Source organism: Pelovirga sp. C15f (genome assembly GCF_057178085.1).
In genome coordinates this window covers 39,382-51,140 of the sequence record NZ_JBXUCV010000004.1, presented here as the reverse complement: position 1 = coordinate 51,140, position 11,759 = coordinate 39,382, and the positions used below count along the sequence as shown (strand labels likewise).

General features: G+C 53.1%; 12 protein-coding genes and 1 riboswitch. Of the genes, 8 read left to right on the top strand and 4 right to left on the bottom strand.

All coding sequences use genetic code 11. From position 1 onward, the window contains the following. Positions 1–9: 9 nt before the first annotated feature. Entirely contained in the window at positions 10–1,815 is a 1,806-nt protein-coding gene (locus tag AC1931_RS10745) for a TIGR04442 family protein (protein ID WP_483877262.1), read from the bottom strand. Further along, positions 1,805–2,620, bottom strand: coding sequence for a GPMC system MBL fold metallohydrolase (locus AC1931_RS10740; protein ID WP_483877261.1), 816 nt, complete (start codon positions 2,618–2,620; stop codon positions 1,805–1,807). The genes AC1931_RS10745 and AC1931_RS10740 overlap by 11 nt, the downstream gene beginning before the upstream one ends. Before the next feature lie 173 nt (positions 2,621–2,793). On the opposite strand from AC1931_RS10740, the gene AC1931_RS10735 reads away from it, so the two are divergent. Further along, a complete protein-coding gene (locus tag AC1931_RS10735) occupies positions 2,794–2,964 on the top strand; it encodes a hypothetical protein (protein WP_483877260.1) in 171 nt (56 codons plus the stop codon). Here the strand turns inward: AC1931_RS10735 and metX are convergent, their stop codons facing one another. Together metX and AC1931_RS10725 are read right to left on the bottom strand one after the other, a co-directional pair. Then, positions 2,965–4,077 carry a homoserine O-acetyltransferase MetX gene (gene metX, locus AC1931_RS10730; protein WP_483877259.1) on the bottom strand — a complete coding sequence of 371 codons (1,113 nt, stop codon included), beginning with the start codon at positions 4,075–4,077 and terminating at the stop codon, positions 2,965–2,967. 268 nt (positions 4,078–4,345) lie between these two features. Next, positions 4,346–4,465, bottom strand: a riboswitch (SAM riboswitch). A gap of 72 nt (positions 4,466–4,537) precedes the next feature. Beyond that, entirely contained in the window at positions 4,538–4,972 is a 435-nt protein-coding gene (locus AC1931_RS10725; RefSeq protein WP_483877258.1) for an RrF2 family transcriptional regulator, read from the bottom strand. 116 nt (positions 4,973–5,088) lie between these two features. Here AC1931_RS10725 and gluQRS point away from each other — a divergent pair, with 116 nt between their 5' ends. The 7 genes from gluQRS (at position 5,089) to prmC (ending at position 11,759) form a co-directional block, all read left to right on the top strand. Beyond that, positions 5,089–6,021 (top strand): tRNA glutamyl-Q(34) synthetase GluQRS, encoded by a 933-nt coding sequence (gene gluQRS / locus AC1931_RS10720; protein WP_483877257.1) that lies wholly within the window; start codon positions 5,089–5,091, stop codon positions 6,019–6,021. A gap of 125 nt (positions 6,022–6,146) precedes the next feature. Continuing rightward, complete coding sequence (locus AC1931_RS10715; RefSeq protein ID WP_483877256.1) at positions 6,147–6,917, top strand: hypothetical protein; 771 nt, start codon at positions 6,147–6,149, stop codon at positions 6,915–6,917. Between the two features lie 351 nt (positions 6,918–7,268). Beyond that, on the top strand, positions 7,269–8,516 hold the full coding sequence (rho, locus tag AC1931_RS10710) for a transcription termination factor Rho (protein ID WP_483877255.1): 1,248 nt from the start codon (positions 7,269–7,271) through the stop codon (positions 8,514–8,516). 31 nt (positions 8,517–8,547) lie between these two features. Beyond that, positions 8,548–9,222, top strand: a complete 675-nt coding sequence (locus AC1931_RS10705; RefSeq protein WP_483877254.1) for an EI24 domain-containing protein — start codon at positions 8,548–8,550, stop codon at positions 9,220–9,222. Between the two features lie 297 nt (positions 9,223–9,519). Further along, positions 9,520–9,723: a 50S ribosomal protein L31 gene (gene rpmE, locus AC1931_RS10700; RefSeq protein WP_483877253.1), complete on the top strand. Its 204-nt coding sequence runs from the start codon at positions 9,520–9,522 to the stop codon at positions 9,721–9,723. A gap of 113 nt (positions 9,724–9,836) precedes the next feature. Continuing rightward, positions 9,837–10,904 carry a peptide chain release factor 1 gene (prfA, locus tag AC1931_RS10695; protein ID WP_483877252.1) on the top strand — a complete coding sequence of 356 codons (1,068 nt, stop codon included), beginning with the start codon at positions 9,837–9,839 and terminating at the stop codon, positions 10,902–10,904. Positions 10,905–10,907: 3 nt separating this feature from the next. Continuing rightward, positions 10,908–11,759 (top strand): peptide chain release factor N(5)-glutamine methyltransferase, encoded by an 852-nt coding sequence (gene prmC, locus AC1931_RS10690; RefSeq protein WP_483877251.1) that lies wholly within the window; start codon positions 10,908–10,910, stop codon positions 11,757–11,759.

The window sequence follows — 11,759 nt, the reverse complement described above, 5'->3', positions numbered from 1 at the left end:
TGTCGTTGGTCAAAAGCTGCATTGCAGCCGTTGGAGTAGATCCGGATCGAGGTTGTTGGCGTGGGCGTAGTCCAGTTCGATCTCCTCGATCTGAAAATAATCCAGTCCGCTGTTACTGAAAAAATCTTCTCTTAAAACCCGGTTGCCATTGTGGATGATTTCCGGGAGAAACTCATGCAGATAAAGATATTCCATATACAGATCTTGCAGGACCTTCTCAAACATTTGGCGATTCAATCGCTGATTGAACATGTTGCTCGAACCGAGTTCATGGTTGAGGGCCTCATAAAGGTCATCCTGAATGCTTTTGTTCAGAATATTGGTGTTTTTTGTTTTCAGCCAGGCTTTAGCTGCCGTGAGAGTATTGCGAAAATGTTGTTCTTCTCCGGTAATAAAATGTAACTCTTCGTAAAGTTCGTCTGCCCGTAAATGCCCGGCGGTAACGGCAGAGAGCCCTTGCTTCAGATGGGCCAGTTTGCGACGACCAAAATTGCCGATATAACAGGTTTTATGTAAATCAGTGAAAAACAGTCGTTCAAATAGATCGGTGCTGATCCGGTTGAATTCCTGATAACTGGCAAGCAACCGATGAATGACCGTTTCTGCAGGCAGGTGGTTGTCAAGAAAAACAATCCGGTTGATGGCGGTCGTGGTGATATCGATGGCATCAAACAGAAGGCAGATGTTGTCGAACTGCTGTCGGGTTCTGCTGCTGTTACTGATATCTTGTGGATCATTCAGTCGGGCCTTAAGCTCCTCGATCATTCTGTTAAAACGAATATCGTAATGTTTGCGTGCCTGCTGCCGGGCGCCAAGAAGTTCCGCCACCTGCCCATTGCTGAGTTCTTGCCCGGTCGCCAGCTGATCAAGCAGATTGCGCGCAGTGGTGATATGTTCGGTTGCCTGGGTCCAGGGATCAAGCCCGGCCAGATAGTTCTGATCAAGGGTCTGCAGGAGGATTTCCGGAATCTGCTGCCGCAGGGCGATGGTTTTTATCCGGCTGATCTGTTGTTGTTGGGCGGAAGTCAGCCGGCGTTGCGCAGCACAGGTTAAGAGAAGTTTGCGGTAGCTGTCTGCGACCCGATAGTTGTCGCGGTGACGATAGATAACATCAAGACGGATGCGATCCTGTTGTAAGGCTGAAATATCCAGGTGCTTGGCCAGTTCCTCCAGAGCTTTGAGGCGGATATCTGTCATCTTGCGATCAGGATAATAAAGATTGCGCAGCTCCTGCTGAAAGTGAAGATGACGGGTATGGGTCAGGCGCACCAGATACAGGGTACAGTCGCTCGGCAATTGGGAGAGAATGCTGGTTGCCAGCCTGGAATCATCTGCGTGTGCCGGTTCCGGCAGACGTTTGAGGTTTTTGCCGAGCAATCTCAGGAGTGATTCCTGACGTGTCTGGATACTGGCGCCGGAAAGCCCGTGAATGAAGAAGAAGTAGTTGTGGATGGCGTGCCCCTGACTGAACACCTGATCATAATCAAGCACGGCCTGATGATGGTCCCGCCATTGCAGCTGGCCGTGACGATCACCGGTCGCACCCAGCAGGGTCAGGCGATTCACGACGCCGTCTTTGATCAGGTCTGCCGGTGGCAGTTTGTCGCCGTACATATAGCCGCACAGGGTCCCTCCTGTCCCACGCTGACTTATCTTTTCCGCTGTCAGGGTCAGCTCATTACCGGGTGAAAAAAAGCGTACCCTGCCGTCTTCCATGGCATAAAAGTGATGGTGAGATAAACGGTGGCCGGCAGCTGTCGCAAAAAATTCCACCTGTTGATTGATGTGCCCATGCAGGCGTAACTCAGTTTTCATAACAGATCTCGTCGCTGCTCTGCAGCTGGACTTCATAGGAAAAGCGCTGGCCATCATACGCAAGGTTGATGCCTGCAGGTAAGCCGGCGTCAGCACTAAAATGGTCAACATCATGGCTCAGATGGGTGAGCAGGGTTTGTTTTGCTCCAATCGCCTGGGCTATGGCAACCGCTTCGGGGATGTTAAAATGGGTCGGGTGAGGCTTGAAACGTAAACCGTCAAGGACCAGCAGCTGCAGTCCGTCGAGCAGCGCCAGCGAGCTGGCGGGAATCCTGTTACAGTCGGTTAAGTAAGCGAAAGGGCCGCAGCGATAGCCGGTGGCTCCCTGCGCGCCGTGGTGCAGGGGGACCGGGATAACCTCCAGCCCAAAAAGGGTCATGGCTCCTTCAATCGGGTGGAGCGTCAGCCTGGGGACGTAGCCTGACGGCTGACGCTGATCGAAGATGTAACTGAAATTTCTGCGCAGGCTGGTCAGGGTTTCAGGGGCGGCGTACAATGGGATCGGGGCGCTCCCCCGCTGGTTGAAGCCGCGCAGATCGTCAATGCCGTGGACATGGTCGGCATGACAGTGGGTATAAAGAACAGCATCAATATGTTCAATATTTTCACGTAACGCCTGGTGGCGCAGATCTGTTGCCGTATCGATGAGCAGATTATGGCCGCCGCAGGAGAGCAGGGCACTACAGCGCGTGCGCCGGTTACGGCTATCAGAAGAGCGGCAGACACGACAACGACAGCCAACCACCGGAATGCCGGTGCTGGTTCCTGTGCCGAGCAGAACAATGTTCAGGGCCGTTGTTGGCATGTTCAAATGTATCCCGGATGTTTAAAAAAACAGGTAATTGGCCAGTTAATCTAGCACTTTGATTCAGGGTAGTACAAGGATTGATTGGTTTGGTTAACCGGGCTAAACTTTAGCATGAGCGATCTATATTGAGACTTTTTGCGGTTGCAACAACCGTTGATTGTGGAGTCAATGTGGGAAAAAAACCGTCAGAACCGATCAACAAGCTATGTCACAGCTGCATCCGTACCTGCAAACAGCCGGAATCGATGCTGTTGCTCACCTGTCCGCGTTACCGGCAGCGGCCCTTTGCGTCGCAGGAACTTAGATTCAGGCAACTTGATCTGTTTGATGAAAAAAGCTAGTCACTCGATCCGATCGAGAAAGTCTTGCAGCAAGGGGATGAATTTTTCGGGTTCCACCAGAAAGGAATCATGACCGTAGTCGGACGGGATACAGTGGTATTCGACCGCTTTGTGCTGGCGCCGTAATTCGTTCACGACTTCTTCGGTCTGTTGCGGGGGGTAAAGCCAGTCGGAAGTAAATGCAAACCATAGGGATGAACAATTCAGATGGCTTAACGCGTCACTGAGTGAATCAAAATTCCAGGTGACATCGTACAGGTCGAGGGCCTTTGCCAGGTAGAGAAAAGAATTGGTGTCAAATTTGTCGACAAAGGTACCGCCGTTATAGTTAAGGTACCGTTCGATCTCGAATTGACCAAAAAAATCGAACATCCCGTCACGCACAGAAAAACGCCGGTCAAACTTCAACCACATGGACGCATCAGACAGGAACGAGATATGGCCCACCGCCCGTGCCAGGGCGAGACCGTCGCCGGGCGGGTGTTCGATCGGGTAATTCCCCTTTTTCCACAGGGGATCATTGTAGATGGCCTGGCGTGCCAGGGCATTCAGGGCGATTGCCATGGGAGAGGTACGGCCGGTGCCGGCAATCGGAACAATGGAGCGCACCATGTGAGGATAGATAATCGCCCACTCGACCGCCTGCATGGCACCCATGGAGCCACCGATAACCGTTTTTAAACTGCCGATACCGAGGTGATCGAGGAGCAGTTTCTGGGCACGCACCATGTCGCGTACCATCAGTACCGGAAATTTAAGGCGATAGGGTTTGCCGGTGCGGGGGTTGATGCTGGTCGGGCCGGTAGATCCTTTGCAGGAACCGATGGTGTTGCTGCAGATAACGAAATAACGGTCAGTATCCAGCACCTTGCCGGGGCCGATCATGTTATCCCACCAGCCCGGTTTGCGATCCTCCGGTGCATGGTAGCCGGCGGCATGGGCGTCACCGGTCCAGGCGTGGGTAGCCAGGATCACATTCGACCGGTCGCGATTCAGGGTGCCGTAGGTCTCATAAGCGATGGTCAAAGGGCCAAGCAAACGTCCGCTCTCAAGGCGCAGCTCGGTTTTGATGTCTAAATATTTAGTTGTGACCAGGCCGACGCTCGGTTCCAATGAATCAACCCTTTTAGTAGTTCGTTGGTCTTCGAAAACTCCGAAGGTTAATAGGCAAATTTCTGATTCGAAAACCAGAAGTTGTTCGCAGGGTCAGGGAGATCAGGCCGTTGAGCTGAAGCTTGGGCGCTGGTGCCGCACAACCGGATGCGAAGATTGACACAGAGATCGCGGAAAAAAGTGGTTTCAGGGACAGAAACAACAAAAGCCCTCCGTGTTATGGGAGGGCCTTTGTTGATAGCGGTTACTTCCGTATCGTCAGGCGCCGTCCCCATCTGTCCCGCCCGGCTTGAGGCCGGTCGGGCAGGAATTGGCACCATTTGGTTCGCTACGAACCCGGTTGCCGTGGTTTCACAGGGCCTACTCCCTCCACCACTCGGGATAAAGACGTGCATCTCTTCAGTGTTTCAAGGACTCTAGCCTACTGCCTCTTTTCTTGTCAATTATTCCTTGTGACAAATCAGACCTTGTTCAATGCTTTCAGTTTTTCATCCTGACGGCGGACGATATCAGCGATACTGTGGCGCAACAACACCTTGGAGAGTTCCTGCTGTGCCTCCTCCCAGACTTCATGGGCGGCACAAAAGGCATCACGGGCACAGAACTCAGAATCAACCAGGCAGTGGTTGAGCTTGAGGTCTCCTTCCTGGGCCTGAAAAATATCGAGCAGGGTGATCTGTTCCGCACCTTTCGCCAACAGAAAACCCCCGCCGACACCGCGCTGAGAACTGACAATACCGCTTTTGATCAGCGGTTGCAGGATTTTGGTTAAAAAGGCAGGGGTTACCCCCTGGGTGCGACAGATGTCCTTTTTCAGAACCACCTGGTCGCGAGGCTGTTGAGCCAGATAGATGATGGTTCTGATGGCATACTCAGTTGCGCGTGTAATGACCACTCGATGATCCTCCCCAAAAAAGACCCATGGATTCTGTATGCTTGTTTTTTTGTCCAGGTACTGCTGCTATAATTACCTGATTACTGTTGCTGCTGTAAAGAAACTTAACCATAATAATGAAGTTTACTATTGTGATTCTAACCCACTCTTCTGTGCCTGTCATCGGTCGATTTGCTCCCAGTCCTACCGGGCCACTCCATTTTGGCACGCTGGTGGCCGCAGTTGCCAGTTATCTGCAAGCTCGCCGGACTGGTGGCCGGTGGTTGGTGCGGATCGAAGACCTTGATCCGCCTCGGGTTGTTTCCGGAGCTGCTGCCGCGCTGCTGGTGCTGCTGGAAGATCTTGGTTTCGAGTGGGATGGTCAGATTTCTTATCAAAGCACGCGGTTTGATCGTTATCGAGAGATCCTCAAGGAGCTGCGCCATCGGCAGCTGGTTTTTGAATGCGGCTGCAGTCGCCGCGAGATCCTCGCCAGTGCCCCGCATCCCGGTGAGGAAGGCCCGATCTATCCAGGGACCTGTAGGCGCGGAGTCCGTGGCAATCGGCGTGAGCGCTCAGTTCGCCTGCGCGTTGAGGATGGAGATGTCCGCTATATTGACGGGATCCAGGGAGAGCAACGCCAGAACCTGGAGCGTGAGGTCGGCGACTTCGTTCTGTATCGGGCCGATGGTGTTTTTGCCTATCAGCTGGCGGTCGTGATTGATGATATCGATGCCGGGGTTTCGCAGGTCGTGCGTGGCGCCGATCTGCTGTTTTCAACCCCACGGCAGATCTGGCTCTATCGGTGTCTGGAGGCTCAGCCACCAGCCTATTTTCATCACCCGCTGGTTCTTGGTGCCGACGGGCGGAAACTCAGTAAACGTGACGGTGATTATCCCCTGATTACGGCCGCTAACGGGGCGCGCATGCTGTGGCTCGCCCTTGATTTTCTGGGCCAGTCGCCACCACCGGAACTGGCGGACACGGCAGCGGCAGAGATCCTCAGCTGGGGGTGTGGGAATTTTTCCATTGCCGCGATCGGAAGGGAAAATCGTTCACTGTCTCTGTGATTGGCATTTGTTTTTTGGCTGAATGAGGATATTCTTGCCCTTGACGCAGGTCCCCCCCCCCCCCGACCCGGCGGCATGGATGGAGCTGAATAGTAACATTTAAACTTTCATCAACGGAGAATGAAATGAAAAGAGTATTTTTTGCACTATTTATCCTGGTGTTTCTTGGTGGTTGCAGTAGCGGCGTCTATAATATTCCCAAGCGCGAATATCAATCCCGCGTGCAGGTTCTGGGAGTTGTGCCGATTCTGGTCGACAACAGACCGATGAATTATCCCCACAGTGCCGAAGTTTACAATCTGCTTAAAACCTCGGCCCGGAACAAGCACTATCATCTGACTGAACAATTGCGGGAAAAAAAAGGCTACTTTGATGTGCGCCCCCTTGATATCAATGCTGACATGACCGCCCTCTCCCTGTTGGCCGGTGGCGGTACCTATGATGACAGCGGGCATCCCTTGGGATATCAATTTGACCCGGCGACGGTATCTGCGCTGGCCCGCCAGAATGTTGTTGATGCCCTGCTGGTTGTGGTCTTTTCCGGTGAACAGATCGAGGAAAACCGGCGTTCGCGCACCAAACTGGAGAGTTTGCGTACGAGCTACAGCAGCATTCAGGCAACCGCTAAAGTCGTCGATCGTGACGGCCGGATTCTCTGGGAATTAACCGGTGCGGATAGCTATATGGCAGTCAATCTGCAATATCCCGACTTCGATGAGGCACACTTCAATCGTACCAACCAGGTCCATGTCAAGAACATCAGTGTTGCCGGTGTCGAGCGCATCATTAGCGATGGCGAGGAGCCTGATACCGCGGAGCCGTCGCGCATGTACCGCGAACTGTTTTCAACTATCGCTGGTGCCATCAGCCCGGGGCTGCTGGACTCGCTGCGTTAGGTTTTTTCGAAAAAACCTGACCGGTTGTCGCAAGAATAGTATCTTTCCTGGTTGACATGAGACGATAAAGCGGGTAAAAGCACAAAAAGCGCGAAAACTTTGATGCCTGCCCGCTTTATCTTCCTTACAAAAAATACTGTTGTGCTTATTATATGTTGTCAATATACGCCTGATATGAACAGACCAACCATCGACAGAATAAACCTGGACTAAAAGAGCCCTGATTACACACTGATTAATTAATAAGCCTATCTTCACAGCTTGAACCGAGCGGCCTTCTGTTCGTTGTCTTCGGACACGGCGGTTCGGTTGGCGGTGGCTGTCCTGTCGGTCAATTCCGGAGAACCTTCTATGAATCTGAAAGACCTGAAACAAACAAAAATTGCTGATCTGATTGCTCTGGGCAAGGAACTCGGCCTTGAAGAAATCGGTGGTATGCGTCGCCAGGATCTTATTTTTAATATCCTTAAGGCAACAGCGGCCCAGAAAAATGCCATCTTTGGTGAAGGTGTCCTGGAAATACTGCCCGACGGTTTCGGTTTTTTACGGGCGCCGGATGCCAATTATCTGCCCGGGCCGGACGATATCTATATTTCACCGTCGCAGATTCGTCGCTTTGCATTGCGCACAGGTGATACGGTAGCCGGTCAGATTCGCCCGCCCAAGGAAGGTGAACGCTACTTTGCCCTGCTCAAGGTTTCTGAGGTGAACTTTGAGAATCCGGTCAAGATGCGGGACAAGACCTTCTTCGATAACCTCACTCCCCTCTATCCAGAACAGCGCCTGACCCTGGAAACTTCCTCCGATAATCAGGCTACCCGCATCATGGACATGCTCGCGCCCATTGGCAAAGGGCAGCGTGGCCTGATTGTCGCTCCTCCGCGCACGGGTAAAACCGTGCTGTTACAGAATATTGCCAACTCCATCGCCCAGAATCACCCTGAGGTGTACCTGATTGTTCTGCTGATTGATGAGCGCCCGGAAGAGGTCACCGACATGCAGCGCAGTGTCAATGGCGAAGTTATTTCGTCCACCTTTGACGAGCCCGCTACCCGTCACGTGCAGGTTGCTGAGATGGTGATTGAAAAAGCCAAGCGTCTGGTCGAGCACCAGCGCGATGTGGTGATTCTGCTCGACTCCATTACCCGGCTGGCGCGCGCCTACAATACCATCGTCCCCTCGAGTGGCAAAATCCTCTCCGGCGGGGTGGACGCTCATGCCCTGCATAAACCGAAACGGTTCTTCGGTGCCGCGCGTAACATTGAAGAGGGTGGGAGCCTGACCATTATTGCTACCGCCCTGATCGATACCGGTAGCAAGATGGATGAGGTTATCTTTGAAGAGTTCAAGGGCACCGGCAACATGGAGCTACATCTTGATCGGCGCCTGGCCGACAAACGGACCTTCCCGGCCATGGACATCAACCGTTCCGGCACCCGTCGCGAAGAGCTGCTGGTGGATGAGACCCACCTCCAGCGTATCTGGCTGTTGCGCAAGGTGCTCACATCGATGAATACCGTTGACAGCATGGAGTTCCTGCTCGAGAAAATGGCGGAAACCAAAACCAACCAGGAATTTCTTGATTCGATGAATCAATAGCAGGTCGGGGCCGTTCGGGCTTTAGGAAGACATGATGTTTCCTGTTGTAAAGACATTGCGGTCGCTTTTCGATGCCCAGCTTTTTCTTCTTCTTATCGCCTGTGCCTTTCTGGCCCTGGCCGTGGTTGTTGCCGCAGGAATTGCGGTGACCTGGCTGACCGCAACCTTTATTACCCTGAAATACGCTTGGCTCGATACCACGGTAAATGTCATGGCGGGGCTTCTCAGCGGAGTCGGCGGGTGGTTTATGTTGCCCGTCTTGATAGTTCTTATTGGTGGTGTCTTTCAGGAAAAAATTATTCATCGGGTCGAGCAGCGCAGCTATCCGCACAGCAGGCGAAAGACGGAACCGAAACTGTGGCCTGACGTTGTCCACGATCTTCTTTTCACGCTGCGCGCCTTGCTGCTTAACCTGTTGATTCTGCCGACCTATCTTCTGGGCATCGGTCCGCTGCTATCCATCATGTTGAATAGTTACCTGTTGGGCAGGGAATTTTTTGAATCCGCAGCCGGGTATCATCTCGGCAAACCTGCCGCCCATCAGCTGGGCAAAAAGCATTCAACAACTGTCCATAGCGGCGGCTTGATTATCACCTGTCTGAGCTTGATACCGGTGATCAATCTGATCGCGCCGGTATTTGCGACCATCTGGATGGTGCATGTCTATCACCGCCTGGCAGATCCGTTACCCGTGCCGCAGGATTAACCCTGATCCGACCGTATTTCATCTGGTCCATTCCTGTTGCCCGCAACGCTATTGCGCGGTTTAGCGATAGAAAAAAGACTGAAAAAAAACCACTTCTGAAATGCTGAGGGGCTGTTCAGGCAGGTCATATTGTCCGGTTTCAGGCGCAGTGAACAGAATTCTGTTCGGCGGCGTCACCGGTTGAGAAAAATGGTTGAGAAAGATCTTGCTCACATGCTGTAAAAATGTTATTCAGGCTAATTGTTCGTGACATTTTAACCGGCCTGTACCCAAGCCAGGCTGACAAGGAGAAAAAAGATGAAAGAAGGAATCCATCCTAAATATGACGTGAGCCCGGTACGCTGTGACTGCGGTAACACCTTTGAAACCCGCTCAACCTTGTGCAAGGAAATCCATACGGAAATCTGTTCGGCCTGCCACCCGTTCTATACGGGCAAACAGAAGCTGATTGATACCGCCGGCCGGATTGAACGCTTCCGCAAAAAGTACGCCCAGAAGTAATCGGGTAAGATCTGAAAAAAGCGGCCCGGTTCAAGGGGCCGCTTTTTTTTATGGTGCTGCCGGATAATCTGCCGGTAGCGTCTTCACCTTTATCGGCGGTGTGAAAGTATCCTATGTTTGCCAATCTGGAAGATGTTGCTGATCGTTTTCGTGAGGTCGAAGGGCTTCTCTCCGAGCCCAGGATCATTGCCGATCAGAAGCGTTATCGTCAACTGAGCAAAGAACACGCTGATCTAAGCGAGGTGGTCGCGGTCTACAAGCGCTATCAACAGGTTTGTTCCGATATCGCCGGAAACCGGGAGCTGCTTGGTGACAGCGATCCGGAGATGAAGGCGCTGGCCGAGGCTGAACTGGAGCAATTGGAACAGCAACAGGAACTGCTCGAAGACGAGTTACGGCTACTGCTGTTGCCCAAAGATCCCAACGACGAAAAAAACATCATTCTTGAAATTCGTGCCGGTACCGGTGGTGACGAAGCCGCTCTTTTTGCCGCCGATCTGTTCCGTATGTACAGTCGTTATGCCGAACGTAACCGCTGGAAGGTCGAGCTGATGAGTCTGTCGGAGACCGACGGTGGGGGTTTTAAAGAGGTGATCGCGCAGATCAGCGGTGAGCGGGTCTATTCACGCCTGAAGTTTGAGAGCGGTACCCATCGGGTGCAACGTGTTCCGGACACGGAAACGCAAGGAAGAATCCATACGTCAGCCTGTACCGTAGCGGTGCTGCCGGAGGTTGAAGATGTCGATATCCAGATCAATCCCGCAGATTTGCGCGTCGACTTGTACCGTTCATCCGGGGCCGGTGGCCAGCACGTCAATAAAACCGAGTCGGCAGTACGTCTGACCCATATTCCTACCGGCGTGGTTGTTGCCTGCCAGGAGGGAAAGTCCCAGCATAAAAACAAGGCGCAGGCGCTCAAGTTGCTGCAATCGCGCATTTATGAGCAGATGCAGCGCCGGCAACAGGCCGAAGTTGCCGCTGATCGCAAAAGCCAGGTCGGCAGCGGTGATCGCAGTGAGCGGATACGGACCTACAATTTCCCCCAGGGGCGCTGTACCGATCACCGTATCGGCCTGACGTTGTACAAGCTTGACGCGATCATGCAGGGAGATGTGGACGATATTATCGAGGCTCTGATTACCGATCATCAAACCCGGTTGATGAGTCAGCAGGAGTCGTAGGGATTGAGCGAAAGCTGGACACTGCTGAAGCTGTTGCGCTGGATGACCGGGTACTTTAGTGACAAGGGGATCGACAACCCGCGCCTTGATGCCGAATTGCTCCTTGCCAACCAGCTTGGTCTTGACCGAGTCGGTCTTTATCTGAATTATGACCGACCCCTTACGGCCCTTGAACTGGATACCATCCGTCCCCTGGTTCAGCGCCGCGGTCGGCGCGAGCCGCTGCAGTACCTGCTTGGCATGAGCGAATTCTGGTCGTTACAATTTGAGGTAACGGCAGCGGTGCTGGCGCCACGCGCCGACACCGAGGTACTGGTGGAAGAGGCGCTTAAACGTTGTGACACTGATGGTACCTTGCTCGATGTCGGCACCGGCAGTGGCGCGATTCTCATCAGTCTGCTCAAGGAGTTGCCCGGCTGGCAGGGAATTGGTATGGATATTTCACCGGCGGCTCTCAAGGTTGCGCAGCGCAACCTTGCTGCACATCAGTTGACAGAGCGCGGACAGCTGCTGGAAGGGGATCTGGCAGCCTTGCCGGAACGGCATTTTGAGCTGATTGTTTCCAATCCTCCCTATGTTTCGACCGCCCAATGGCTTGAACTGATGCCTGAAGTGCGGGATTATGAACCGTCATTGGCGTTACTAGGTGGTGCCGATGGACTTGATTGTTATCGCAAATTAGTGGCTCAGGCGGATGTCTGTCTTAGCCCCGGCGGTTGGTTGCTGGTGGAAATCGGTGCCGATCAGGGCAATGCTGTCAGCGAGCTGTTTAAAGCGGCAGGTCTGAGCGAGTTGTTTTTACGTCACGACTACGGTCAGAATCCGCGGGTTGTCGGCGGCCGAAGGAACAGGTGA

What these genes read in the sequence shown, in the direction of transcription:
- AC1931_RS10745 (WP_483877262.1), bottom strand. Translation starts at nt 1,815, where the DNA reads ATGAAAACTGAGTTACGCCTGCATGGGCACATCAATCAACAGGTGGAA.
- AC1931_RS10740 (WP_483877261.1), bottom strand. Translation starts at nt 2,620, where the DNA reads ATGCCAACAACGGCCCTGAACATTGTTCTGCTCGGCACAGGAACCAGC.
- gluQRS (WP_483877257.1), top strand. Translation starts at nt 5,089, where the DNA reads ATGAAGTTTACTATTGTGATTCTAACCCACTCTTCTGTGCCTGTCATC.
- AC1931_RS10715 (WP_483877256.1), top strand. Translation starts at nt 6,147, where the DNA reads ATGAAAAGAGTATTTTTTGCACTATTTATCCTGGTGTTTCTTGGTGGT.
- rho (WP_483877255.1), top strand. Translation starts at nt 7,269, where the DNA reads ATGAATCTGAAAGACCTGAAACAAACAAAAATTGCTGATCTGATTGCT.
- AC1931_RS10705 (WP_483877254.1), top strand. Translation starts at nt 8,548, where the DNA reads ATGATGTTTCCTGTTGTAAAGACATTGCGGTCGCTTTTCGATGCCCAG.
- rpmE (WP_483877253.1), top strand. Translation starts at nt 9,520, where the DNA reads ATGAAAGAAGGAATCCATCCTAAATATGACGTGAGCCCGGTACGCTGT.
- prfA (WP_483877252.1), top strand. Translation starts at nt 9,837, where the DNA reads ATGTTTGCCAATCTGGAAGATGTTGCTGATCGTTTTCGTGAGGTCGAA.